The following is a 25,952-nucleotide window of genomic DNA, read 5'->3' as shown; positions in this document are numbered from 1 at the left end:
ACAAAGGCCCCCCATCAGTCTTATCGGTTGCGGGATTAGTTGCCGGTGTCGCGCTAAGGAGGAAATGAGGTACTTGGGGTTCGGCAAAGCTGTGTAATGGGGAAGCGATAACGATCAATGCCGCAACGAGGCCAAAATGTTGAAGTTTACGTCCGTGTTCCATTCGTTTCGCTTTGATCGATATCCTGTGCCAGAAGATTGTGACTTCTGGAGTCCTGCTCAATCACCGTGCCAGTTGCCGTGTTCCTCTCGACATCCTCTCACACGAGCTGTCCGTCTTCGATACGCACCAACCGGTTTGCCATTTCCATGACACGACGGTCGTGAGTGGAAAAAATAAAGGTTGTCTTGAAACTTCCGTTGATATCCATCATCAACTGAAGGATACCTTCCCCGGTCTTGTGATCGAGATTGGCTGTCGGCTCGTCAGCCAACACGATCTTTGGTTGCGTCGCCAGCGCCCGCGCAATCGCCACTCGCTGCCGCTGACCGCCACTAAGCTGATTTGGCCGGTGGGTGGAGAATTTGGACAAGCCGACGATATCAAGGTATTTCGAAACCCTGTCGCGGCGCTCCCTGGCGCTCAGTTCTTTGAATTGCAGCAGAGGATATTCGACATTCTCCTCAGCCGAAAGGACGGGAAATAAGTTGAATGTCTGGAAAATAAAACCGATGGTCCGGGCCCTGAGATCAGACAGCTCATCTGGCGTTCGGCCGCTGACATCCTGGCCGTTGATAAATATTTTCCCGAGCGATGGAGTATCGATGCATCCGATCAGATTGAGCAGCGTGGACTTGCCACTACCCGATGGGCCCGCGATGGCCATGAAAGCGCCATCTTCGATGTTCAGCGAAACGTCTTTGAGTGCCTGGACTTGCTGTTCACCCAGGGTGTAATCTTTGAAAACGTGCTCAAGTTGTACAATTATGGTCATGAGTATCATCCTGAAATTTATGACCCCAAGGATAAGCGATAACCACAGGAACTAAAATGCGAAACACATTTCTGCAATACTTCTTTACAATGGTTTTCATATTTGTCGCCCCTGTTTCGGCCGTATCGGCTGCTTCCGCCGAAACCGATGACGCGGAACTTGCTCGAAGCATCCTGGTAAAGGCCGACCAGATACGTTTCCCAAGCGAAAGCTTCCAGGTCGATGTCAGCATCACGACTACCTCGCCTGACCAGCCAGCGGATGCGCGTAAATACCGTGTGCTCTCAAAGGGTAATGAAAATAGCGTGGTGATGATCACCGAGCCCGCTTCCGAACGCGGGCAGATGCTGCTTATGAGAGGGCGCGATCTGTGGATATTCATGCCGGATATCTCGCAACCCGTGCGGCTGTCATTGTCCCAACGACTCACCGGTCAAGTCGCAAATGGTGATCTGGCCCGCGCAAACTTTGCTGGCGATTATAATGCAAGAATTTTGCGCACCGATACCATCGACGGCGAAAAGTACTGGGTACTGGAACTCACTGGCATCGACCGGGGGGTCACATATCATAAAGTCTTATACTGGGTACAGCAATCGAATTTCTGGCCGTACCGCGCCGAGTTCTACTCCTTGTCCGATCGGTTACTCAAAACTTGTCGCTATGAGAATTTCCAGACGCTGCTAGACAAGCGGCGGCCAACTCGCCTTGTCATGGAAGACGCATTGCGTAAAGCAGAGCAATCCGTACTCGAATATTCAGAAATGAAATTGCGCGATCTGCCCGACAAGATCTTTACCAAGGATTATTTGAAAAAACTGGAGCAATGAGGAGTTGAAGCGCTGCCAGAGGATGTGTACGAACCGCACTCATGTTCGGTTGTACGTTAGAAAGACACGACTCCTTGAGATCAAACAGCAAGCTATAGCAAAAGCAAAGAGTTGCCCAGCACTTGAGGGCAGATCTAAACCCTGATCAGGAGTCTTGAGTCTGGCATCGGAATCAATCTCCACTATTTCAAGCCGCGTTCCGAGTTATGCAACGAGTGGCTGTGGGCATGTCCAGCCACCCATCCTTCCAGGAATGACAATGCTTGCAGCATGGGGAGGACCCTACTACAATCAAGCATCTATGCAAACAATTTCTAACAAACCCCGATTTCCTTTTTAGATCAACCAGTCGCTATTACATACGAAGTAATCGAAATCCGCTTTAGGAGAGGCATTTCTTCAATTTTTACCCCGCTCGCGCCTGGCAATGGAAATTACCGTCGGAAAAGCAGCTGAACGCTCATTGGTAGTTAGCTCGAGCTTTTACGTGGATTCCGCCCAAGCGATGTAATGTCACAATGACGCAGTATAACTGGATCACACAATGGCAGTTCAGGCTCCTCATTTATGGTAGCTTAAAAGGAATAAATTGGAGATAAACTGGCGATCAAATCTCAAGATGAAGCGCTGGTTATCGGTAATAGTGCGAACCGGACGACAGATTTTCTAGTAAAAAACACTCCGTCAATTACTGTAACAGTCACTCCAGGGAAAATTCATTCCAAATTCCCTCCTTCCGGAACCACTGCTCCATGGGTAAAAACGCCGCAGGAGATCAATATGTTCTTACCTGAAACATTTAATCTGGGCAATGCCTTCAAGCAGTACTTTGAAATCGTACCTGCATTCTCGAATGCACTGAAGAACGAGGTCTATCGCATCCGGCACGAGGTTTATTGCGAGGATCTGAAATTCGAGCCGGCGAGAGCGAACGGGCAGGAAACCGATGAGCACGATGCCAACTCCCTGCATCTTTTGATGCGTAGCGTAAAAACGAGCGAGTTTGTCGGCTGTACGCGGATTATCCGTCCTTCACCGGACAACCCCGACCAGCCTTTGCCTTTCGAAACAACGTGCGCCTCTACACTTGATCGAACGGTTATCGATCCAGCGACACTGCCGCGCGATTGTATCGCCGAAGTGTCCCGTCTTGCTGTGATAGCCGGTTATCGCAGGCGTAAAGGGGAAGCAAATAGCGCGGTGGGCATCTCGAACGAAGATTTTGGCACACCGAAACAGGCACGCTTTCCATTTATTCCTATCGGGTTATATCTCGGCACGACCGAACTGGCGCGACTCGCCGGAATCGAGACTGTATTCGTTCTGACAGAGGAACGGCTCGCAAATCACTTCGGTAAGTTGGGTTTCAGTCTGCAACACATCGGGAGCCCAATTGAACACCATGGCAGACGCATCCCCTCGGTGATGAGCGTCAGCAGTACTATCGATAATATGCGGACCAATTTGCGGCCGCTTTACCAAACCATTGCGGCGGATATAAAGAGAGGCTTCCAGAGCCAGGGTATTCTGGAAGAACAAAGTGATCAGCGAAAAAAGAGCTTATATCTTGCCGGCTTGCAGTCGTAGGTCAAAAGGCTGAATGCTCCGCTGTGGCTTTTCGCTGACTGTCGGTAACGCTTCGAGCATTTGCCAAGCAGCATCCGCAGCACGGGCATAAACAGCCAAAACGTGCGGCAGTCCTTCCTGTGCGAGCCCTGATGTCGCCTGAATAGCGTCGGCATACTCATGCATACCGAACCAGGCTCATAGCACGGTTCCCCTGTCTTTGCAGTGGGATTAAGCCGCCCGCCTCCTTCTTTTTCCGCAGTAAGTCATGTTTCTCAAAGAGCAAATTATTTGATATATCCCTATTGTGTTTAAGGCTATCGGGGTTCACACTCTGCGTGGGTAAACCAATAATCTAAAAGATGGGGGACAAATCAAATGAAAAAAAGTCTCTGCTCGATGCTGCTTGGTGTAACCAACTTGTTTCTCCTGTCTTTCAGTACTTGGGCGAGCGCGAGCAGCGGTGCCCCCGAGCTGAGCGAGGCGAGGCAAGTGGCTCAGTATAACTACGTGATCCACATTCTGGCCATGTTGCTGGTAGGTTTTGGTTTTCTCATGGTGTTTGTCAGAAGATACGGATTTGGCGCCACGACCGGCACCTATCTGGTAGTCGCCGTTGGTCTTCCTCTTTACATGCTGCTGCGTGCGAACGGAATCTTCGCTCACGAAATTGCGCCAAATACGGTCAAGGCATTGCTTTACGCGGAATTCGCCGTGGCTACCGGGTTGATTGCCATGGGCGCGGTGCTGGGACGTCTGCGGGTTTTTCAATACGCGTTGCTGGCGCTCTTCCTGGTTCCCGCATATCTGATGAACGAATGGCTGGTGCTGGATAACGGAATGGGCTTGACGGAAGGCTATCAGGATACTGCGGGTTCGGTCATCATTCACGCCTTTGGCGCCTATTTCGGCCTGGGATTATCGCTGGCGCTGACGACAGCGCAGCAACGAAATCAGCCGATTGAATCAGATGCCACTTCTGATCGTTTCGCAATGCTCGGCTCGATGGTATTGTGGCTTTTCTGGCCGAGTTTCGCCACCGCCATCGTTCCTTTCGAAGAGATGCCGCAGACGGTGGTCAATACCGTGCTCGCACTGTGCGGAGCCACTATCAGCACCTATTTTTTGAGCACTTATTTTCACAAAGGCAAAACATCCATGGTCGACATGGCGAATGCGGCACTGGCTGGAGGGGTTGCCATCGGCTCGACGTGCAATATCGTATCACCGACAGGTGCTTTTGGAATTGGTCTGTTAGCCGGAACTGTCAGCGTCATCGGGTTTGTATTTATTCAGCCGGCGTTGGAGGCACGCTTCAAAATCGTTGATACCTGCGGAGTCCACAATTTACATGGAATGCCAGGACTATTAGGAGCGCTCGTTGCCATCCTGGTAGTGCCGGGGATAGCAGTAGCTCAATTCATCGGCATTGTCTTCAGTGTGACGTTTGCCTTCGTAGCCGGACTCGTTGCGGGCAAGCTGATAAAAGCCACTGGCACGACGCGCCTTGCTTATGAGGACAGCGAGGAATTTACTCATATCGAGGCGCCGGAAGCACCGGAAATAGATGCCATAACAGGTCTCGAAGTCGAGACACGAGCTTGAGAAAAAGGCGATAAGCAAAGCTGGCGAGTTGCAAACCAGTAATACATCTGCACGCGCTACATCAGAATAACGTCATATTGTTCCTGGGTATAGGTCGCCTCCACCTGCAAACTGATGGGTTTGGCGATGAAATCGGCGAGTTGCGCAAGGCTTTGAGACTCTTCATCGAGAAATAGATCAATTACTTGTTGCGAAGCGAGAATGCGAAACTCGCGTGCGGCAAATTGACGCGATTCACGCAATAGTTCGCGCAGGATTTCGTAACACATCGTCTGGGCAGTTCTCACTTTGCTGCGACCCTGGCACGTCGGACACGTCTCGCAAAGGATGTGAGCCAAGCTCTCACGCGTGCGCTTGCGGGTCATTTCCACCAGTCCGAGCGCTGTGAAACCATTCACAGTCATATGAGTCCGATCTCTCATCAGAGATTTCTTGAATTCTGCGAGAACCGCATTTTTGTGTTCGATGTTATCCATATCTATAAAATCGATAATGATAATGCCGCCCAGATTTCGCAGACGCAACTGGCGTGCTATGACTTGGGCCGCCTCGAGATTGGTTTTGAAAATAGTGTCGTCAAAGCTGCGTATGCCGATGAATCCGCCCGTATTGACATCAATGGTGGTGAGCGCCTCGGTCTGATCGATGATGAGATACCCGCCGGATTTCAAATCTACGCGTCTTGCCAGCGATTTTTCTATTTCGTTTTCCACCCCATACAAATCGAATAATGGTCGCTCTCCGACATAGTGATCTATTCGTCCCACCATGTTGGCCATGTAGATTTGAGCAAAACCCACCATTTTCTGAAAAGTTTCGCGAGAATCCACCAGAATACGCACTGTGTCGTCGTTTATGAAATCGCGCAATACGCGATAGCTGAGGGTCAGGTCCTGATACAGCAGCCCCGGCTGAGCTGCTGAGGATTTCCCGCTGATATCGCGCCACAGCTTGTGCAGATATTCGATATCCGTTTGTAGATCCTGCTCGCTGGCGGCCTCCGCCATGGTGCGGATAATGAAGCCGCCTTTTTCGTCAGGCGGCAGCAGATGCTTCAGTTTTTCCCGCAATGACTTTCGCTCGGTTTCATCCTCGATACGCTGGGAGATGCCAATGTGGGACACCTGGGGAAGATAAACCAGCATTCGGCCTGCGATACTCACTTGGGTAGATAGCCGGGCTCCCTTGGCGCCAATGGAATCCTTGATAACCTGGACGAGAATGTTTTGTCCTTCGTGCAGTAGTCTCTCGATGGGTTTGCCGGCATCTTCACTCTGACGCAATCTCCAGATGTCCGCAAGGTGCAGGAAGGCAGCACGGTCCAGGCCGATGTCCACGAAGGCCGACTGCATTCCCGGCAGTACCCTGGTAACGCGGCCATTGTATATATTGCCAACAATTCCGCAGCTGCTGGTACGCTCTATATGAAGCTCTTGCACCGCTCCTTGTTCAACGAAGGCAACACGGGTTTCCTGTGGAGTGACATTGACGAGAATCTCACTGTTCATAAAGGCGTTTGCCAGGATTTATTACAGGTGTGGGGAAATATTTTTATACCGGACTCTTCAAGCAATTGCGCTGTCTCAAATAATGGCAATCCCACTACCCCGCTATAGCTGCCGGAAATCTCCTCAATAAAAACCGCTGCAATCCCTTGAATCGCATATCCCCCCGCTTTGTCGTGTGCTTCGTCACAAGCGAGATAAGCGTCAATTTCGTGTTCGCCGATATTGCGAAAGCGCACTGTCGATCTGGATATGCGTGCCACGATCCCATTTTTGGTAGCCATAGCGACTGCTGTGAATACCTGATGGGTCTGCCCCGAAAGCGCTCGCAGCATCTCTTCCGCGTGGGCAGGGTTTTCAGGTTTGCCGAAAATATGCGACCCCAGCACCACTGTCGTGTCGGCTGCCAGTACGGGAAGATCGGGTAGCCTGCGTTCTGCAAGCCGGTCTCGTCCAACCTCAGCCTTTGTCCGAGCGATGCGCTGTACGTAGTCTGCCGGAGCTTCATCTGGCAGAGCGCTTTCATCCATATCCGCGGCCCGGGGCAAAGCTTCGCGCAGCAACAAGGTTCCAAAGCTCACCCCGATCTGCTTCAATAACTCCCGTCGCCGCGGACTCCGGGAAGCAAGGTAAATGCGATTTTCAGATGAATTCATATGCGAAGTGTCAGTAATGAATGCGTTCACTCACAATCCATATGGAACGATGGCGCATTCGTATGTTGGCAATACCCACTGGCCCTACTCACGCGGCCTCGTAAATTATGCGCGATGGTAAGGATGCCCCTTGATGAGCGACATGGCGCGATACAATTGTTCCGCCAGCAGTATTCGTGCTAAACCATGCGGCAGCGTGAAGGTGGATAACGCCAGAACCTCATCCGCCGAATTCTTGATGCTGGCGTCCAGCCCATCCGCGCCGCCGATGAGGAAAACTGTATCACCGCCATCCTTCATCCAACCCGCAATAGCGTCAGCCAGCTTGGCGGTAGTCCATTGGCTGCCATGCTCATCCATTGCCACGATACGGCATTTTGACGGCAATAACGCCCGCATACGATCGCCCTCGGCCGCTCGCAATTGCTCCGGTTTTTTGCTACCGCCACGTTTTTCAGGTTTGATTTCAAGCAGTTCAATGCCAGCCTCATGAGGCATACGTTTGGCATATTCTTGAAAACCGGTTGTGACCCATTCCGGCATTTTATGACCAACTGCACAAACAAGGAATTTCATGGCAAAAACCTGTGAACAATCCCTTCACGGAACGCATTGTGGCAAAATCGGATGAAGGCCCATCATAAGGATAAAAATTGCGGCCAGGCTGAAAATGCCGGAAGCGCAACATGATGCTGGTCCGATTTTGCCACAATGCGAAGGGACGGAAGTCGCCGGAGTCCTATTCGGATGTTCCTGCCATTGTTCAAGCCTTGTCCGGATCAGACTTTGAAACCTTATTTTTTTTGATTGTGGATGCAGCTCGAGCTGAGGTTTTGCGAGGCTTGGCAGTGGGTGACCGAGGGTCAGCCTTGGCTGTGACTGCAACGGGCGTCGTTCTTTTTATGTTTTTAGCTTCCGCCCACAGTTCCTCCAGGTTGTAATGAGCCCGCACCGCGGTCTGCATGACATGTACCAGTACATCACCAAGGTCTACCAGTATCCATTCGCCGGTTTGCTCCCCTTCTATGCCATAAACGGCGCCTCCGGCGGCTTTGACCTTCTCGGCCACATTGTTCGCAATGGCCCGCGTCTGACGGTTTGATTCCCCGCTGGCAATGATCATGCGGTCAAATAAGGTTGTTATTTTCCGCACATCCAGCACTTCGACATCACGTGCCTTGATTTCTTCCAATGCGGCAACTATCGTTTTTACGAGTTTGGCGAGCGTCATCCTTCTTCCGAATATAAGTGATTTGTAACGATATAATCGAGAGCGGCATCGGGAATCAGATAACGGACGCTTTTCCCGGCTGCGACGCGCGCACGAATGATCGTTGCGGAAATATCCAGCAAAGTTGTCGGAGCAATAAAAATCAATCCGCTGGTTGCGCGTTTGAGACTGCCCACGCTCGAGACCCAGCGTTGGGCACACTCTTCCTTTAATTCCTGCGGCACGGCATCATGGTTCATTGTCAGCCTATGGCCCGGCCGGGCCGCGATGATGAAATGGCATAGGCCGAACATCTCGCGCCAACGATGCCACTCGGCGAGTTTCATGAAAGCGTCTGCTCCTGTAACAAAGCATAGTGTGACGTCCTCCCCAAGTTCCTGCTTGAGTTCGCGCAATGAATCCAGGCTATAACTCAGGCCATCACGGCGGATTTCACGCTCATCCAGTACAAATCCGGAATTGCCCTGGATGGCCAGACGAACCATTTCTGCGCGGTCCTGGAGTGATGCAGCAGGAACGTTGCGTAGAGGGGGACGTGCGGCGGGAACAAAACGCATTTCTCGCAAGCCGGCCATTTCTACAATTTCCTCCGCTATCCGCAAATGGCCATAATGCACGGGATCAAAGGTACCGCCCAAAATACCGACGAGGGAGAATTCGGAACTATCCATTGCCGATCAGGCTGGGAGCACGGAAAAATTACTTAATATTTTTATCCTCATGTCTTCGCAACAGGCAACTTTTTTACAACAGCACCCGGCGCAGATCGGCCAGCACCTCGACCAGATGGGAAGTGAAGCGCGCGGCTGTTGCCCCGTCGATTACGCGGTGGTCATAGGACAGGGATAACGGCAGCATCAATCGTGGAACAAACTGCCCATCTTGATAAACCGGCTTCATGCTGGTCCGGGACACGCCCAGAATGGCGACTTCCGGGGCATTGATGATAGGCGTGAAAGCTGTGCCCCCAATGCCTCCCAGGCTGGATATAGTAAAGCTTGCCCCCTGCATGTCGCCGGGTTTCAGCTTGCCCTCTCGAGCAAGCGTTGCAAGATTGGCCATCTCCCTGCCGATGGCAATCACGCCTTTTTGATCCACGTCACGGATCACAGGTACCACCAGCCCGTTTGGTGTATCCGCTGCAAACCCGAGGTGGTAATAATTCTTGATGACCAGATTCATCTCATCGCCGTCGGTGGCAAGCGAGGCGTTGAATTCCGGAAACTTTTTTAACGCTGATATGGAGGCTCGCATCAGAAAAGCGAGTATCGTGACTTTTACGCCCTCTGCTTTTGTCGCCTCATTGGATTCCTTGCGCAAAGCTTCCAGCTCCGTAATATCGGCCTCATCGAACTGCGTAACATGAGGGATCATTACCCAGTTCCGATGCAAATTCGCTCCGGATATTTTTTTGATACGCGAAAGCGGTTTCACTTCCACCGGCCCGAATTTCGCGAAATCAACCTGTGGCCAGGGCAGCAGATTGAGTTCGGCGCCGGTGCCGCCGCGCGGTCTTGATAATTCAGCTTTTACATAGGCCTGTACATCTTCCTTGAGGATGCGCTGCTTCGGGCCGCTACCCTTCACCAAGCCAAGATTCACGCCCAACTCGCGTGCAAATCGCCTCACTGAAGGACCCGCATGGGCCTTTGCGAAGGCGGCTTCGTCTATTGGAGGGGGCGTAGCTCGTTGGGACGGTTGCGGAGCCGATGTCGGCACGGGTTGGGGAGCCGAAGGCGGCTCTGGTTGTGGCTGCCGCGCAGCATCGGCCTCAGCATCTGCACGCCGCTGATCAGGGGGCTGAGACTCGGATACAACCTGTGGAGCAGGGGCTGGAACTGTCTGAGTAGCAGGGGCCGCTTCCTCGGCTTCAGAAACTTCCATCGATAAAATAGGCGAATCCTCGGAAACCTTATCACCCACCCGTACGGACACATCCTTGACTATGCCCGCAAAGGGAGAGGGGACTTCTATTGTTGCCTTATCCGATTCCAGCACGATCACCGGATCTTCCGCCTTGATCGAATCGCCGGGTTTCACCAGCACTTCTATCACGGGAACGTCTTTAAAGTCGCCTATATCGGGAATCAATACCTGTTTAGTCTCTGCCACGCCCTCTTCCTTCACTCGTGTTTTACATGTGAACCCGATTTGCGATAAAAACGGGGTAATCGGTTTGGCCTTGTTTTTGTCTCTTGACCGCCCGCGCTATTTGCACGATCCTGGCTGCTTCATCCGTGCTGCCTTCTGCCTGCTACTACAGGAACCGGAATAACGGATCAGCAAAGCGCGCCGACTGCCGCAGACCTGTGCGCCTGGTATGCATGAGTCAGTTCGAATGCATCTACCTCTCATATATTCCGCTTCCTTACACGGTCACGGGATTAGGCTTGTCCGGATCAATGCCGAACTTGCCTATCGCTTCCAACACCTTTTCTGCCGTGATCTCGCCTTCTTCGGCCAGCGCTTTAAGTGCCGCTACGGTAATGTAGTAGCGGTCAACTTCAAAGAACTGGCGCAGTCGTTCGCGAGTGTCGGATCGTCCAAAGCCATCTGTACCCAGTACTTTGTACTGTCCCGGGACAAATTCGCGTATCTGATCGGCAAAAATTTTCATGTAGTCGGTGGCGGCTACCACAGGCCCTGCCCGATCTTTGAGACACGTACCCACATAAGACAATCTCGCCGGTTCGGCGGGATGCAACATGTTCCATCGCCCTGCATCCAGGGCCTCGCGCCTCAACTCGTTAAAGCTGGTGACGCTCCAGATGTCCGCAGCAATACCGTATTCCTTTTCCAGTATGTCGGCCGCTGCGATAACTTCGCGCAGAATAGTACCGGAACCGAGCAATTGTACCCGCAGCCCCGAACTCTTTTCTCCTGCCGGGTTGCCTTCACGGAACAGGTACATACCCTTCAATATTCCTTGCTCCGCATTTTCCGGCATTTCCGGATGCGAATAATTTTCGTTCATTACGGTGATATAGTAATAAACATCCTCCTGTACCTCATACATACGGCGCAGGCCCTCGCGAATAATAACAGCGAGTTCGTAGGCGAATGTGGGATCGTAGGATATGCAATTAGGAATAGTCGATGCGGCCAGGTGACTATGGCCATCCTCATGTTGCAGTCCCTCGCCGTTCAGAGTGGTACGTCCGGCGGTGCCTCCCAGCAAAAACCCGCGGCAGCGCATATCCCCCGCAGCCCATGCCAGATCGCCAACGCGCTGAAAGCCGAACATCGAGTAGAAAATGTAAAACGGGATCATTTGCACGCCATGAGTACTATAGGCGGTAGATGCCGCCATCCACGACGACATGGCTCCCGCCTCGTTGATACCCTCTTGCAGGATCTGACCGTTTTTGTCTTCCTTGTAATACATCAACTGATCGGCATCCTGGGGCGTGTAGAGCTGGCCCGTCGATGACCAGATACCCAATTGCCGGAACATGCCTTCCATGCCGAAAGTACGCGACTCATCCGCGACGATGGGCACCACCCGCTTGCCGATGTTCTTGTCTTTTACGAGAACATTGAGTATGCGTACGAAAGCCATGGTGGTGGAAGATTCTCGCCCCTCGCCGCTAGCCTTGAGCAACGTATCAAATGCGGATAGCGGCGGTATCTGCAGCGCTTCCGCTTTGCGCTCACGATGGTGGATAAAGCCCCCCAGCGCCTGCCGCCGCTGATGCATATAAATGGATTCGGGCGAATCATTATCAAATGTCAGATACGGGATATCGTCCATTGTTTCGTCCGCGATCGGCAGCGCAAAGCGGTCACGAAATGCTCTCAGCGACGTGGTGCCCATTTTTTTCTGCTGATGAGTGATATTCTGCGCTTCGCCCGCTTCGCCCATCCCATAGCCTTTGATGGTCTTGGCGAGGATCACGGTAGGTTGGCCCGTATGCCGCACAGCGGCCGCGTAAGCTGCATAGACTTTGTGCGGATCGTGGCCACCGCGATTCAAACGCCAGATATCATCGTCGGACATGCTGGCAACCATTTCCAGCAATTCGGGATATTTGCCGAAGAAGTGTTCGCGAACATACGCCCCATCTCTCGACTTGAACGTCTGATACTCACCATCGACGCACTCCATCATGCGTTGCTGCAGCAGACCTTTGGTATCCTTGGCAAACAATGGATCCCAGTATGAGCCCCAGATCACCTTGATTACATTCCAGCCAGCGCCGCGAAATGCGGCTTCGAGTTCCTGGATGATCTTGCCATTTCCACGTACCGGCCCGTCGAGACGCTGAAGGTTGCAATTAATGACGAAAATCAGGTTGTCCAGATTCTCGCGCGAGGCCAGCGAGATGGCGCCAAGCGATTCGGGTTCGTCCATTTCGCCATCGCCCATGAAGGCCCAGACTTTGCGTCCCTGCGTCTTGACCAACTCGCGGCTGTCCAGATATTTCATGAAGCGAGCCTGGTAAATCGCCATTAATGGACCCAGACCCATCGATACGGTGGGGAATTGCCAGAAATCCGGCATCAGCCAGGGATGCGGATACGAGGATAGTCCCTTTCCCCCAACTTCGCGACGGAAGTTATTGAGCTGTTCCTCCGTCAGCTCTCCCAGCAGAAAGGCATAGGCATACAGGCCAGGGGACGAGTGTCCCTGTGCATATACCAGATCTCCACCATGATTTTCCGACCTGGCGTGCCAGAAATGGTTGTAGCCAACGTCGTAAAGGGTCGCGGCCGATGCAAAGCTGGCAATGTGGCCGCCGACATTGGAATTCTTGTTGGCGCGCAGCACCATTGCCATGGAATTCCAGCGTACATACGAACGGATACGGTGTTCCAGCGCATGATTGCCAGGTGAACGATCTTCCTTCCCTGGTGGAATGGTGTTGATATACGCGGTGGTCGCGCTGTAAGGAAGGTATGCGCCTGAACGGCGGGCTTTTTCCACCAGGCGCTCCAGCAGGTAATGCGCCCGCTCCGTTCCCTCGTGCGTCAGCACGGAATCCAGCGCCTCCAGCCATTCCTGTGTTTCAGATGGGTCTATGTCGGGTATGGGTTCCATATTTCATCTCGAGATTGTTGGGTTTACCGATGCGGCTCGGCAATGCGACTGGGTCATGCTGCGGTTAAACCCGGGCTTGAGCGCGCTCCGCGGCCTCAATGGTATTACATAGCAGCATGGTGATCGTCATTGGACCTACTCCGCCGGGCACAGGTGTGATGTAACCGGCTGTTTTCTCAACCGAGTCGAAATCCACGTCACCCGTGAGCTTACCGTCCGGCATGCGATTGATGCCTACGTCTATCACCACCGCACCAGGCTTCACCATATTGGCGGTAATCATACGCGGTTTTCCGGTAGCGACCACCAGGATATCGGCACGACTCGTGTGCTCGGCCAGTTCACGGGTCTTCGATGTGCAAATTGTGACGGTTGCGCCCTTTTGCAATAGCATCAATGCCATCGGCTTTCCCACGATATTGCTGCGGCCCACCACCACAGCATGCTGTCCTTCTATAAGAAGGTTATATTTTTCCAGCATTTTCATCACGCCATGGGGTGTGCAGGGCGGAAAAACAGTATTGCCGGTGACAAGCGCACCGACATTATAAAGGTGGAAACCGTCCACGTCTTTCTCCACCGCGATCGATGCAATTACCTTGTCGCTGTCAAAGTGCCGTGGTAACGGTAATTGCACCAGAATTCCATGAATCGCGGGATTTCTGTTCAGTTCCTGAATGCGCCGTATCACTTCGTCCTGGCCTGCGCTTTCCGGAAATTCATGTATTTCCGAATAAATGCCAGTATCGCTGCAAGCCTTGGCTTTATTTCGCACATATATGCTTGAAGCCGGATTGTCCCCGACAATGACTACCGCCAATCCGGGCTGCATTCCTTTTTCCGTCAAACGCACGGCGCGAACCTTCCACTCGGCTCGAACTTCTCGAGCCAACGCATTCCCATCCAGGATTTTTGCAGTCATTATCCTAAATCCGGCAGTTGGACGGGGCGGAGTGTGCGGTTTTTGGGGTGCAGGGCAAGGCGCAACGACGCGGAATGGTGCGACCGCGCAGGGCGGAGCAGTGCCTTCCGCAGGAAGGTGCGACCCCGGAGCGGGATGCGGGCGCCGAAAAACGCGCTCGCGGCATCCCCTACGCTGCCCGATCCCCGCTTTGCGGGGGCCCGCGTGCCACGCTCCGGGACGCCCCATTCCAAGGAGTTGCAACGCAGCCATGTGCCGTAAAAACCGTTCAATCCGGCTCGTAGCAAGCTCACCAAAAAGGTGAAGGTCAAGTGATGCGGCAAAGCTTTGTGAATCATACGCCAAACTGAAAAATAAGCGGTCAACTGCTGGATTTAGGATTATCTGCTCGAATCGACAATATAGGTGAGTAGATGGACAAGTACAGTTTGTCCATCCACAGCTTTCACGCGCTGTGGAGACATATTACCGAGCTTGCGGCTTCAAGCGCAATCAGGGCCTAATCCGAGCGCCGACCATGGAGACCAGCGGAATTCCCTTATCCAGAGCGTTCTCCGAATCACGATGGTGGAGGAGTTGGCTGGTTTGGCTTCTTGACCTTCAGTCGATAAATCAATAATCCTATCAAAAAAGTAGGAATAACAACCAAAGCAGCGGCCATCAACCCTGCCGCCAATATATCGATCCCCTCGCTTTTCGGGATGAATATTGTAGTGAGCCAAATTGTCAAAAAAGCGGCTACCGCGCCACCTATGGCCATAATCATCTTGCCCCGCTCGAAAAGCCGCCACAATGCGCCGGAAACACGTGTTTCGTCCCGATACTCATCAAAGAGCCTGGTCAGGCTGTCGTCGTCTACGGCAGCCTCATAACCCATGGCCACGGCAAGCGTGTCGGCGCCGCCTTCGACTCGTGACATGTTTCCCAGAAATTCTATTCGCTGTTGAGCCTGCTTTTTTTTCATGCCATCGCTGATGAGCATTGACTGAAGCGCGGCAAAAGCATGATCGCGAGCATTGGACAAGCCGAGACTCTCGCCCTTGCGCCACATCACACCCACCAGATAAAGCTGGATTGTCAGCTGCCTGAATTGCGGCGCAAAATCGTACCCTTTGTCCTTGATTTGCAAGAGTTGCGACGCCAGCACCTCGCGCGCATGCTGCACGCAACTGTCAATTGCAGACGTTGCCGGCTCAGTGTTCGTGTCAGTCATCGTAGAAATTACGGGCCATGCCCAGCCTTAACTTTGAATTTGTAGAAGAACCCATTATATACTGGCATAAGCCTTATTGAATAAGGATGAATCGGCCGGGTCAACGCGTGGTCTCGCTTGTGAGATTAACAATTCATCCATATTAGGTCTATAAGGTCGAAACCATGCTCCTTTTCGGAAAGGGAGCATGGTTTAGTGGGCGCTCGAATTATTTGATGGAGCTATCTTTACAGAGTTCCACAATAGGTCGCAACCTTTGCCAAACTAATACCGGAGAAGTTTCAGAATATTATAAATCGGTCACTTTTAACGCGCGTCTACATAGGAAACCACTATGAAACATCACAAATACCTTATCGTCGGCGGCGGAATGACCGCCGATTCTGCTATTCATGGTATCCGCAAGGTCGACCCGGACGGCGCCATTGCCATGATAGGCGAGGAGCAGCACCGGCCTTATGATCGGCCTCCCCTTACAAAATCACTATGGAAGGACACGCCATACGAATCCATTTGGCGCAACGAGCACGGCCTGAATGTCGCCGTCCATCTCGGCAAAAAAGTGGTAGCCATTGACCCATCGAAGAAAACTGCTACAGATGACGCCGGGAACATCTACACCTACGAAAAGCTTTTGCTTGCCACGGGAGGTCTGGTACGGCGTTTTCCTGATTTCGGCGGAAACATAATCTATTACAGAACCGCGGACGACTACCGCAAGTTGCGGAAATTGGCTGAACAGGGTTCGGATTTTGTCGTTATCGGCGGGGGCTTCATCGGTTCCGAAATTGCCGCTGCACTTGCAATGAACAACAAGCGGGTCACGATGATCTTTCCTGAGAATGGAATCAGCTCGCGTGTTTACCCGCCCCCTCTTGTTGAGTTCCTGAGTTCATATTACCGGGAAAAGGGTGTCACCGTGCTGGCGTCTGAAACAGTCAAATCCGTGCGGACCGAAGGAGCCAGAGCAGTCGTGACCACGGGGAGCGGTGCGGAAGTTTCCGCCGATGGGGTTGTGGCCGGACTGGGCATTCTTCCCAACACGGAATTGGCCGCACAGGCCGGGCTCAAGATTGACAATGGCATTGTAGTGGACGAATTGCTGCGGACGAGCAATCCCGACATTTACGCGGCGGGCGATGTTGCGAATTTCTACAGCCCCGCATTGGAAAAACGGATGCGTGTGGAACATGAAGATAACGCAAATGTCATGGGAGAAGCAGCGGGCAGGAACATGGCCGGACAATCGGAGCCATATCATCACCAGCCATTCTTTTATTCCGACCTGTTTGATTTGGGCTATGAAGCAGTAGGAGAACTGGATTCCAGTCTTGATATCATCGAAGACTGGGTGGAACCTTTCCGTAAAGGGGTCATTTATTATCTGCGCGAAGGACGCGTACGTGGCGTCCTGCTTTGGAACACCTGGGGACAAGTTGCTGCCGCCACCCAGTTAATTGCGGAAAAGGCTACGCACACCAGTGAAACGCTGCTCGGTCGCATAACGGACTAAGCGGAACAGGCCAGACCGGGCAGGCTGATTAAACTGGATGCGATTTCGTCGCGGTTTTCTTGCAGTACAAAAGAAGGGCGAGCTCGAACTCAGGTATTCCGTTCAATTATGGCGGGAAGTTTTATTGATCCGGATTCCGGTTCGGCCTGGAACGAAATTCATTTTTTTACCAGTAGATAAGGGAAATATTGGCAGACGTTATCTTGAGCACACTCACCCTCACGCGTCCGGACGACTGGCATCTTCATCTTCGCGATGGCGATCAAATGCGCGCGGTCCTGCCTGATACCGCACGGCGCTTTGCTCGGGCAATTATCATGCCCAACCTCAAGCCGCCGGTAATAACAACGGAAATGGCGCTGGCGTATCGCGAGCGCATTCTTGCCGGGCTGCCGCAGGGTATGCACTTTCAGCCGCTGATGACGCTCTACCTTACCGACAACACCACAACCTCGGAAGTTGTCGAGGCGCAGGGAAGCGGCGCCATATATGGGGTGAAATATTATCCTGCGGGCGCGACGACAAACTCCGCTGCGGGCGTTACCAATATCACCAGATGTTACGGAACGCTTGAAAAAATGGAAGATATCGGTATGCCGCTGCTGGTGCATGGCGAGGTTACCGACCCCGACGTAGACGTGTTCGATAAGGAACAGGTTTTTCTGGACCGGGTGCTGATACCCATTACGCAGCGGTTTCCACGCTTGCGCCTGGTGTTCGAGCATATCACTACCCGCGAGGCGGTAGAATTCGTCACAAGCGCGTCGAGTCACGTCGCCGCCACCATTACCGCTCATCATATGCTGCTGAACCGCAACGCTCTGTTCCAGGGCGGAATCCGGCCACACCATTACTGCCTTCCAGTGCTGAAGCGCGAAACGCATCGCCAGAAACTGATCGAAGCCGCCACCAGCGGCAACCCGAAATTTTTTCTGGGCACCGATAGCGCGCCCCATTCCAGATCCACCAAAGAAACTGCTTGCGGCTGCGCGGGTATCTACGCTGCTCATGCCGCGATCGAGCTTTATGCGGAAGTCTTCGAACAGGCGGGCGCGCTGGATAAGCTGGAAGCCTTCGCCAGCTTTCATGGTGCGGATTTCTACCGACTGCCACGCAACCGGGACAGTATTAGACTGAAGAAGGAAAGCTGGAACGTCCCCGCGCAGCTGGAATTTGGAGGGGAAATATTGATCCCGCTGCGCGCGGGAGGAAGCGTGCTCTGGAAATTGATTGGCTAACGTGCAAACGCTGCAAGAACGCAAGCTTTCCGAAGCTTCCCTGGAAATGCTACCCCGTGCTCTCGGTATTCTTAAAGACATTTTCGGCTATCCCGCTTTTCGCGGGCGCCAAGCCGAGGTGATCCCGCACGTTGCCGGAGGGGGAGACTGTCTGGTACTGATGCCCACCGGCGGCGGTAAGTCGTTGTGCTACCAGATTCCCGCTTTATTGCGCGAAGGCGTTGCAATCGTGGTGTCACCGCTGATTGCGCTAATGCAGAATCAGGTAGCCGCGCTGCATGAAGTTGGGGTGCGCGCGGCATTTCTCAATTCTTCCCTGGCGCAGGCGGAAGCCGCGGCAATCGAGCGCGGCATGCTAACCGGGGCGCACGATCTGATATATGTAACACCCGAGCGGTTGTTGACGCCACGCTTCCTCGATCTGCTCGCACGGACGCCACTTTCGCTGTTTGCCATTGATGAGGCGCACTGCGTGTCGCAGTGGGGGCATGACTTCCGCCCGGAGTACATCCAGCTTTCGATTCTGCATGAGCGTTTTCCAAACGTGCCGCAAATCGCGCTGACGGCAACAGCGGATAACGTGACACGCAAGGAAATCGTTGAGCGGCTCGGGCTCGAGGGCGCCCGCATTTTCATTTCCAGCTTCGACCGCCCCAATATTCACTACCAGATCGTGGACAAAGTGAACGGCAAGGTGCAATTGCTTGATTTTATCCGTGCTGAACACGACGGCGACGCGGGCATTGTCTACTGCCTGTCGCGCAGGAAAGTCGAGGAAACGGCGGTATGGCTGGCCGAGAAAGGCATACGCGCACTTGCATATCATGCCGGCATGAGCGCGTCAGAGCGCAGCCGCAATCAAGAACAATTTCTGCGAGAAGATGGCATCGTGATGGTCGCTACGATTGCATTCGGCATGGGCATAGACAAGCCGGACGTGCGCTTCGTCGCTCATCTGGATCTCCCCAAAAGCGTGGAAGGCTACTACCAGGAAACCGGCCGCGCTGGGCGCGATGGTCAAGCGGCCAGCGCATGGATGGCTTACGGTTTGGGCGACGTCGTGCAGCAGCGGCGCATGATCGAGAGTTCCGAGGCGGAAGCGCAGTTTAAACGCATAGCATCAACCAAGCTTGAAGCACTGCTGGCGCTGTGCGAGTCCACCACTTGCCGTCGCGTACGCCTGCTTGATTATTTCGGCGAGACTGCAGCGAGCACTGCTTGCGGCAATTGCGATGTCTGTCTCAATCCGCCACAAGTGTGGGATGGCACGGTAGCGGCACAAAAGGCGCTATCTTGTGCGTTCCGTACCGGCCAGCGCTTTGGCGCCGGCCACCTTATTGATGTGCTGCGCGGCAATGATACCGGGCGGGTAAGGCAATGGGGTCACGACAAGGTCAGCACGTTCGGTATCGGCAGGGACCTGGACGAAAAGACGTGGCGCGCGATATTCCGCCAACTGGCCGCACTCGGCTTGCTCACTGCGGATGCCGAGGGCCACGGTTCGCTGTGTCTCACCGCAGCCAGCCGAGCGGTGCTGAGTGGAAGTCAAACAATATTGCTGCGCCTGCAGCGTGAGCGTAAGAAAGCTGCGGCCAAGAACCGGTCTGTGCGCGAAGAAAAGTTTGCCACGCTTGAACCGGTGGCTCAGGCACTGTGGACGCGTCTACGCGCATGGCGCACTGAGGTGGCAAAGCGGCATGGCGTTCCCGCTTATGTTGTATTTCACGATGCAACGCTGATGGAATTAGTGCGCTTGCGCCCGCAAACAGAAGATGGGCTGAGCCAAATACCCGGTATTGGTACCCGTAAACTGGAGAGTTATGGTGTCGAACTGCTTGAGATTATTCGGTTCGGACTGGATTCCGGGTCAGGCCCGGAATGACGAATTTTTATCGCACTTTATCCCGATAACTAAGCGCGGCCACTACCAATGCCTCTTGGCGAGGTTCCAGCGGTAAAGCAGCCGGGCAAAGATATTATACGCCAATTGCATAAACTGCCTGATGATGGGCAATCGCAACAGTTTCGCAAACCAGCGCTGACCAGGCGTTTGTGACCATAACCGCGTAAAAGCGTCCGCTCCGACATTGAGACGCCCATCCGGGTCTTTGACATACAACCGCTCCCGCACCTGCTCCAATGAAGCGCCTACCTCAGACACGGCCTCTGGATGCTGGTGCACATCCACCCACTCAATGTCTTTGATGCCGCATGCCTCCATACGCTGGCGCTGATCTTTGATACCAGCATTACAAACAGGACATGCGCTGTTGTAGTAAACCTTGCTGGACATGTTCCACTCTCGCCATATTGATTTTGAAATGGAACAAGGGATATTGGAGCACAAGTCGGTTGGTGTTACTCACAATGATAGACAACGCCCAATACCGTGGTGTTTGACGTGCCTTTACTACCCCATGCGTTGGTATTACTTGAGTCTTGCACCCAGACATAGTTTCCACCCATTTCAGCAGCCTTGTTGCGCAAGTCGTTCCTGGCGCCGATGAGGAGATTTTTGTTTGATGTGTAGTCGCCCGTGAACCAGTTGCCCTGTGAGCCCACAACATCGCCGAGCGGTTTGCAACTGCCCGGCGGTTTTTCCGTCACGAGTTCGACGGATTTTCCCTCCGGCGTCGTTGATATCGCTGAACAGCCAGCAAGAAGAAGAATTGATACAGCGGCACCTATTTTCACGACCATCTATTTTTCTCCTGGACAATTTATATTTTATCTTCTTTGAATCATTCCTCATTGAACTACAGAATAGGCACCAGCAGCTTTACCTCGGGATTCCCGCTTCTCGCAGGAAAGACAAGTCGCCTTTGATCGCTGACTCTTCGCCAAATCCGCAAATCCGGAAAGAGATGTTTAAGAGATTGTAAGGTTTCAGGTGGCGAAGTCAACAGAGCGGCAACCGGTCGAGACTAAACAGTTTTAGCGACATCGATCCCCTTATTCGACTATGCATGTCTCGGACCAAACATGATGATGGCCATGCCTGCAAGCGCCACCAGGGAACCGGCCACATCCCAGGCGGTTGGCCTTATACCCTCCACTGCCCATAACCAAAGCACCGCTACGAAAACATAGACGCCTCCGTATGCTGCATAGGTCCGGCCTGCCGCTGTCGGATGGAGCGTGAGGAGCCATGCGAACAATGCAAGGCTCGCGGCAGCGGGCATAAGAAGCCACACGCTCTGGCCCTGCTTGAGCCAAAGGTAAGGCAGATAGCAACCGACGATCTCAGCAATTGCCGTCGCCAGGAAAAGAAAAAAGATTTTCAGCTCAAACATTTGGGTATTTGGGTTGACGAGTAATTGTCACCGCCAGCTCTTCCGTCTTGTCAGGCTGCGCAGTTATTCCTGCACGGAGCTCCTGTTTCTGTTCATTTGTCACGACTCGTCCCTCATAAGCCAATATTGGAAGCATTCAGCCTGAATGTGTAATTTGTACAAGGCCAATCACTGCCTCCAGGTGCACCTATTTACTTTTCTCGAAAGCGTCCGCCTTCTCGACAGAACGTTTTTTCACGGCCTGGAAGAGTTCTGGTATCGCAATGGTATTCGACAGGTTGACGACAAAATCGGGAATGAGGCCGCCGGGATTGGTTAACAACCTATAGGTGAGCCGCGTGCGCTTGCCTCCGCTGAGAGGTTCTGCGAGCCACGAACCTTCATTGAGCCTGACTCGCACCACGCCCTCGACCTCCGGCTGTGCCTCGGGACTTGCCGTCCAGTCAATTCTGAAGACATCGCCATTCAAGGGCATGCCGCGCATCATCCTGACTTTGAGCGGGTAATCGCGCTCGTTTACGAACGGCGGGGCGATACGCGCGTAAGTGACAACCTCGCTATCACCCTCGCGGCTGAGCACTCGCGACTCTTTTACATACGGCATGAATTCCGGATAGCGCTCGAAATCAACAAGAACATTGAAAACGACTTCCGGCGGAGCCTCCACCTCGGAGACCGCCACGATGCTCCGATCCTCTTCCACGTCCTTCGTGAAAATGACAAGCTCGCTGCTGCGGTGGGCCTCGGTCCAATCCGGCCCCGGACTCTTCACATCCAGTGCCTGCGCAGTTGAGGCGGCGAATACAGCGGCGACAGCGAAAGCAGCAATGCGGCGCATGGGATTTCCGGTAAATATCTGGTTGGTTTCGATGCCGGGTAAACCGGATAAGGGATTTTGCTTCTGTTCTGCAACGGGTCAGTCCTTGGCCAGGCGGATACTGCGAAACCAGCCACTTGCCAGCGCCGGCACATCCGCTTCCAGTTTCAATTGCGGAACGCTGGCGAGCACCTCCTCAAATACCACATCCAATCGTGTAACAAGATGCTGCGACAGGAGATTCAAGGTTCGCCTCAGCCACGCAGTTTCGCCCGGTTTGAGAAATTTATCGAGTATCAGCACGCTTCCACCCGGTTTCAGTACGCGCGCGGTTTCTCGCAAGCAGGCGGTTGCATCGGGAACTATCGCTAGAATCAAATGCAGCACGACATGGTCGAAGTACGCGTCTGCAAACGGCAGGGACATGCTGTCACCTTGGACGAGATCCACATGAAGATTTCCAATTCGGGGTTTTACGCGGCTTAGCATGGCGGCGGTAAGGTCCAGCCCGGTATAACGGTGGCATGACGGAAGGTAGGGTAGATCCAACCCGGAACCGATGCCGCTGATGAGGATATTCAGATCACCCTGTTGCGGTAATTGCGCAAGGCTTGTCGCGCGTACGCCAGTCCCGGCGGCTGCAAGCAAGGCATCGTAAATCGGGGCGATAACGGTGTAGGAATGGCGCAAGGACATGAGGGAAAGTCGCTTCTACCTGCGATTGCGATTCCGCTTGCCAGTTGGAACCGGCGCATCTGGCTTGTAAGATGGGGCAGGTCGGCGACGGTAGGCCCAGGCTATCATGATTACTCCCGCTACAATCATTGGCAGCGACAGCCATTGGCCCATGCTGATACCCAACGTTAGCACGCCCATAAAACCATCCTCGGGCTCACGAAAAAATTCCGAGACCGAGCGGAATACGCCGTAGCCGATAAGAAACATGCCTGAAACCGCTCCGACCGGTCTGGGTTTCGCCGAATAAATCCACATCAACGCAAAAAATGCCAGCCCTTCCAGTGCAAATTCATAAAGCTGGGAAGGGTGCCGCGCAAGGCCGTCCACATTGGGAAAGATGATGCCCCAGGACACATCGGTTGGACGGCCCCATAACTCGGCATTGATGAAATTACCGATGCGTCCCGCGCCCAGCCCCAGCGGTACGAGTGGCGCGATAAAGTCTGTTACAGCGAGCCACTGCAATTTGTACTTTCGGGCCAGCAGCGCCATGGCGCTTATCACACCAAGAAAACCGCCGTGGAATGACATTCCGCCCTGCCAGACCGCGAGGATTTCCAGCGGGTGCTGAAGATAGTAGCCGAACTGATAAAATAACACGTGGCCCAGGCGGCCACCCAATATCACTCCCAGCACACCATAAAACAGCATATCGTCGAGCATGCTGATGGTAAACGACCCTTGCGGATTTTGCTTGATGCGATAGCGCCCCATCAGTATGAACAGCGCAAATCCGATGAGATACATGAGCCCATACCATCGGACAGCGAGAGGTCCGAGGTGGATGGCGATGGGATCGAACTGCGGGTGAACGAGCATGGGATTCGGCTTTTTGAGGTAAAATAATTGTTGATCCGGCGAGCAAACGGGACAAACGCCATGCCGGCGAAAAACCGGAAACCTGTGGCGTGCAGAAACGCGCATTCATTGTTGGTTTAGACTGGACTCGGGGTCAAGTCCAAATGACGAATTGAAATATTTTCTCGCCAGACAGTGATTATACATATGGCAACCTCCATTCGCCGCTGAGGGGATGGAAAAGACAGCTGCCAGCCGCTCTTCTTTCTATATGACGGCTCAAGATTAATAGCACTTCCTTCATCTTCTCCGTGATTCAAGTACCTTCCAAAGTTTTTTCCACGTTCTCAAGGAGTATTCATGGCAGATAATCAACGCAGCCAGGCTATCACACAGGGGGCGCAACGTACCCCCAACCGCGCCATGCTGCGGGCGGTAGGTTTCAGCGACAACGATTTCGACAAACCCATCGTCGGCGTGGCAAACGGCTTTTCCACCATTACGCCCTGCAACAAGGGACTGAATGAACTGGCGATAGGCGCCGAGCAGGCGTTGAAAGAAGCCGGCGCAATGCCACAAATGTTTGGCACCATCACTGTGTCCGATGGCATCTCCATGGGGACGGAAGGCATGAAATACTCGCTGGTTTCGCGCGAAGTGATTGCGGACTCGATCGAGACGGCAGTGCAGGCGGAAAGCATGGATGGCGTAATTGCAATTGGCGGGTGCGACAAGAACATGCCGGGGGCAATGATCGCGATGGGCCGGATGAATGTACCCGCCATTTTCGTCTATGGTGGGACCATCAAGCCCGGCCGCTACAAGGGAAGAGACCTCACCATCGTCAGCGCTTTCGAAGCCGTCGGGCAATATACGTCGCACAAAATAGATGAAAAGGAATTGCTCGAAGTGGAGCGCCATTCCTGCCCGGGAGCCGGTTCCTGCGGCGGCATGTTTACCGCCAATACCATGTCTTCGGCATTCGAAGCGATGGGAATGAGCCTGCCTTACTCTTCCACAATGGCAGCGGAGGATGACGAAAAGCGCGAGAGCGCCATCCGCTCTGCGGAAGTCCTGGTTGATGCAATCAGAAAACAGATCCGCCCGCGCGACATCATCACCAGAAAATCGATAGAAAATGCGATTTCGGTCATCATGGCGGTAGGCGGTTCCACCAATGCCGTCCTGCACTTTCTGGCTATCGCCCACGCGGCGGAAGTGACGTTAACCATCGACGATTTTGAACGGATACGGGGCAAGGTGCCCGTGCTGTGCGATCTGAAGCCCTCGGGACGGTATGTGGCCACCGATCTGCATAAAGCAGGCGGTATTCCCCAAGTGATGAAAATGCTGCTCGAACACGGCCTGCTGCATGGCGATTGCATGACCATAAGCGGCGCGACCGTGGCGGAAGTATTAAAGGATATTCCCTCGATGCCGCGTAAGGATCAGGATGTCATCCGACAATGGGAAAATCCCATGTATGCGCAGGGCCATCTTGCCATACTCAAAGGTAATCTTGCCACTGAGGGTTGTGTGGCCAAAATCACCGGGGTAACAACGCCAAGAATTACGGGCCCGGCACGGGTATTTGAATCCGAAGAAACCTGCATGGCTGCTATCCTTGCTCGCGAAATCCAGCCTGGCGACGTGGTTGTAATACGTTATGAAGGTCCCAAAGGGGGTCCCGGAATGCGGGAAATGCTTTCCCCCACGTCCGCCCTTATCGGAGAGGGCCTCGGGGATTCGGTGGGGCTCATCACCGATGGCCGCTTTTCCGGAGGCACTTACGGGATGGTGGTGGGCCATGTCGCACCCGAAGCTTTCGTAGGCGGCACTATTGCACTGGTGCATGAAGGGGATTCGATAACCATCGATGCCGAGCAACGGCTACTGCAGCTTAACGTTCGGGGAGATGAACTGGCGCGCCGCCGCGCTGAATGGAAACCGCCTCACCCGCGCTATACGCGTGGCGTATTGGCAAAATATGCGAAATCAGTATCGAGCGCCAGCCGGGGAGCCATCACGGATTAATCGTCCTGTACAGGTACTAT

The 25,952-nt window shown here is 53.5% G+C and carries 23 protein-coding genes; 7 read left to right on the top strand and 16 right to left on the bottom strand.

The window, feature by feature from the left end; all coding sequences use genetic code 11:
* Nucleotides 1–260 precede the first annotated feature (260 nt).
* Nucleotides 261–935 (bottom strand): ABC transporter ATP-binding protein, encoded by a 675-nt coding sequence (locus CRO05_RS03980; RefSeq protein WP_097065913.1) that lies wholly within the window; start codon nucleotides 933–935, stop codon nucleotides 261–263.
* A gap of 56 nt (nucleotides 936–991) precedes the next feature.
* On the opposite strand from CRO05_RS03980, the gene CRO05_RS03975 reads away from it, so the two are divergent.
* The 3 genes from CRO05_RS03975 to CRO05_RS03960 all read left to right on the top strand — a co-directional run bounded on the left by CRO05_RS03975 (nucleotide 992) and on the right by CRO05_RS03960 (nucleotide 4,936).
* On the top strand, nucleotides 992–1,765 hold the full coding sequence (locus CRO05_RS03975; protein ID WP_097065912.1) for an outer membrane lipoprotein-sorting protein: 774 nt from the start codon (nucleotides 992–994) through the stop codon (nucleotides 1,763–1,765).
* Between the two features lie 780 nt (nucleotides 1,766–2,545).
* Complete coding sequence (locus CRO05_RS03970; protein ID WP_097065911.1) at nucleotides 2,546–3,352, top strand: PEP-CTERM/exosortase system-associated acyltransferase; 807 nt, start codon at nucleotides 2,546–2,548, stop codon at nucleotides 3,350–3,352.
* Between the two features lie 357 nt (nucleotides 3,353–3,709).
* A complete protein-coding gene (locus CRO05_RS03960; protein WP_097065909.1) occupies nucleotides 3,710–4,936 on the top strand; it encodes an ammonium transporter in 1,227 nt (408 codons plus the stop codon).
* Nucleotides 4,937–4,992: 56 nt separating this feature from the next.
* On the opposite strand, the gene rng is transcribed toward CRO05_RS03960, so the two are convergent.
* From rng to CRO05_RS03910, 9 genes are all read right to left on the bottom strand, one after another.
* Nucleotides 4,993–6,444 (bottom strand): ribonuclease G, encoded by a 1,452-nt coding sequence (gene rng, locus CRO05_RS03955; RefSeq protein ID WP_097065908.1) that lies wholly within the window; start codon nucleotides 6,442–6,444, stop codon nucleotides 4,993–4,995.
* The gene (locus tag CRO05_RS03950; RefSeq protein ID WP_097065907.1) at nucleotides 6,441–7,097 is read right to left on the bottom strand and encodes a nucleoside triphosphate pyrophosphatase; all 657 of its coding nucleotides are present in this window, start codon (nucleotides 7,095–7,097) and stop codon (nucleotides 6,441–6,443) included. The genes rng and CRO05_RS03950 overlap by 4 nt, the downstream gene beginning before the upstream one ends.
* Before the next feature lie 105 nt (nucleotides 7,098–7,202).
* Entirely contained in the window at nucleotides 7,203–7,673 is a 471-nt protein-coding gene (gene rlmH, locus CRO05_RS03945) for a 23S rRNA (pseudouridine(1915)-N(3))-methyltransferase RlmH (RefSeq protein ID WP_097065906.1), read from the bottom strand.
* Between the two features lie 187 nt (nucleotides 7,674–7,860).
* Nucleotides 7,861–8,328 (bottom strand): ribosome silencing factor, encoded by a 468-nt coding sequence (gene rsfS, locus CRO05_RS03940; protein WP_097065905.1) that lies wholly within the window; start codon nucleotides 8,326–8,328, stop codon nucleotides 7,861–7,863.
* Nucleotides 8,325–8,999, bottom strand: a complete 675-nt coding sequence (gene nadD, locus CRO05_RS03935) for a nicotinate-nucleotide adenylyltransferase (RefSeq protein ID WP_097065904.1) — start codon at nucleotides 8,997–8,999, stop codon at nucleotides 8,325–8,327. Before nadD ends, rsfS begins: the two co-directional genes overlap by 4 nt.
* Before the next feature lie 73 nt (nucleotides 9,000–9,072).
* On the bottom strand, nucleotides 9,073–10,440 hold the full coding sequence (gene aceF / locus CRO05_RS03930; protein ID WP_097065903.1) for a dihydrolipoyllysine-residue acetyltransferase: 1,368 nt from the start codon (nucleotides 10,438–10,440) through the stop codon (nucleotides 9,073–9,075).
* Between the two features lie 256 nt (nucleotides 10,441–10,696).
* Nucleotides 10,697–13,366 (bottom strand): pyruvate dehydrogenase (acetyl-transferring), homodimeric type, encoded by a 2,670-nt coding sequence (gene aceE, locus CRO05_RS03925; RefSeq protein WP_097065902.1) that lies wholly within the window; start codon nucleotides 13,364–13,366, stop codon nucleotides 10,697–10,699.
* A gap of 64 nt (nucleotides 13,367–13,430) precedes the next feature.
* Nucleotides 13,431–14,288: a bifunctional methylenetetrahydrofolate dehydrogenase/methenyltetrahydrofolate cyclohydrolase FolD gene (gene folD, locus CRO05_RS03920; RefSeq protein WP_097065901.1), complete on the bottom strand. Its 858-nt coding sequence runs from the start codon at nucleotides 14,286–14,288 to the stop codon at nucleotides 13,431–13,433.
* A gap of 559 nt (nucleotides 14,289–14,847) precedes the next feature.
* The gene (locus CRO05_RS03910; RefSeq protein ID WP_097065899.1) at nucleotides 14,848–15,501 is read right to left on the bottom strand and encodes a hypothetical protein; all 654 of its coding nucleotides are present in this window, start codon (nucleotides 15,499–15,501) and stop codon (nucleotides 14,848–14,850) included.
* A gap of 334 nt (nucleotides 15,502–15,835) precedes the next feature.
* On the opposite strand from CRO05_RS03910, the gene CRO05_RS03905 reads away from it, so the two are divergent.
* The 3 genes from CRO05_RS03905 (at nucleotide 15,836) to recQ (ending at nucleotide 20,134) form a co-directional block, all read left to right on the top strand.
* Nucleotides 15,836–17,014: an NAD(P)/FAD-dependent oxidoreductase gene (locus CRO05_RS03905; protein ID WP_097065898.1), complete on the top strand. Its 1,179-nt coding sequence runs from the start codon at nucleotides 15,836–15,838 to the stop codon at nucleotides 17,012–17,014.
* A 203-nt stretch (nucleotides 17,015–17,217) separates the two neighbouring features.
* Nucleotides 17,218–18,252, top strand: coding sequence for a dihydroorotase (pyrC, locus tag CRO05_RS03900; protein ID WP_097066653.1), 1,035 nt, complete (start codon nucleotides 17,218–17,220; stop codon nucleotides 18,250–18,252).
* A gap of 46 nt (nucleotides 18,253–18,298) precedes the next feature.
* Complete coding sequence (recQ, locus tag CRO05_RS03895; protein ID WP_097066652.1) at nucleotides 18,299–20,134, top strand: DNA helicase RecQ; 1,836 nt, start codon at nucleotides 18,299–18,301, stop codon at nucleotides 20,132–20,134.
* Nucleotides 20,135–20,176: 42 nt separating this feature from the next.
* On the opposite strand, the gene CRO05_RS03890 is transcribed toward recQ, so the two are convergent.
* From CRO05_RS03890 to lgt, 6 genes are all read right to left on the bottom strand, one after another.
* Nucleotides 20,177–20,545 carry a DUF393 domain-containing protein gene (locus CRO05_RS03890; RefSeq protein ID WP_097065897.1) on the bottom strand — a complete coding sequence of 123 codons (369 nt, stop codon included), beginning with the start codon at nucleotides 20,543–20,545 and terminating at the stop codon, nucleotides 20,177–20,179.
* Nucleotides 20,546–20,610: 65 nt separating this feature from the next.
* Nucleotides 20,611–20,952 (bottom strand): DUF4156 domain-containing protein, encoded by a 342-nt coding sequence (locus CRO05_RS03885; protein ID WP_097065896.1) that lies wholly within the window; start codon nucleotides 20,950–20,952, stop codon nucleotides 20,611–20,613.
* A gap of 260 nt (nucleotides 20,953–21,212) precedes the next feature.
* Entirely contained in the window at nucleotides 21,213–21,545 is a 333-nt protein-coding gene (locus CRO05_RS03880) for a YnfA family protein (RefSeq protein WP_097065895.1), read from the bottom strand.
* A 187-nt stretch (nucleotides 21,546–21,732) separates the two neighbouring features.
* Complete coding sequence (locus CRO05_RS03875; RefSeq protein ID WP_097065894.1) at nucleotides 21,733–22,383, bottom strand: SRPBCC family protein; 651 nt, start codon at nucleotides 22,381–22,383, stop codon at nucleotides 21,733–21,735.
* Between the two features lie 78 nt (nucleotides 22,384–22,461).
* Nucleotides 22,462–23,058 carry a class I SAM-dependent methyltransferase gene (locus CRO05_RS03870; protein WP_097065893.1) on the bottom strand — a complete coding sequence of 199 codons (597 nt, stop codon included), beginning with the start codon at nucleotides 23,056–23,058 and terminating at the stop codon, nucleotides 22,462–22,464.
* A 15-nt stretch (nucleotides 23,059–23,073) separates the two neighbouring features.
* Entirely contained in the window at nucleotides 23,074–23,919 is an 846-nt protein-coding gene (gene lgt, locus CRO05_RS03865) for a prolipoprotein diacylglyceryl transferase (RefSeq protein WP_097065892.1), read from the bottom strand.
* A 339-nt stretch (nucleotides 23,920–24,258) separates the two neighbouring features.
* On the opposite strand from lgt, the gene ilvD reads away from it, so the two are divergent.
* Nucleotides 24,259–25,932: a dihydroxy-acid dehydratase gene (gene ilvD / locus CRO05_RS03860; RefSeq protein ID WP_097065891.1), complete on the top strand. Its 1,674-nt coding sequence runs from the start codon at nucleotides 24,259–24,261 to the stop codon at nucleotides 25,930–25,932.
* Nucleotides 25,933–25,952 lie beyond the last annotated feature (20 nt).

This window comes from Nitrosovibrio sp. Nv4 (assembly GCF_900215485.1).
In the GTDB taxonomy this organism is placed as follows: domain Bacteria; phylum Pseudomonadota; class Gammaproteobacteria; order Burkholderiales; family Nitrosomonadaceae; genus Nitrosospira.
Note: the sequence above shows the minus strand (reverse complement) of the source record. Positions and strands in the feature narration are given on the sequence as shown.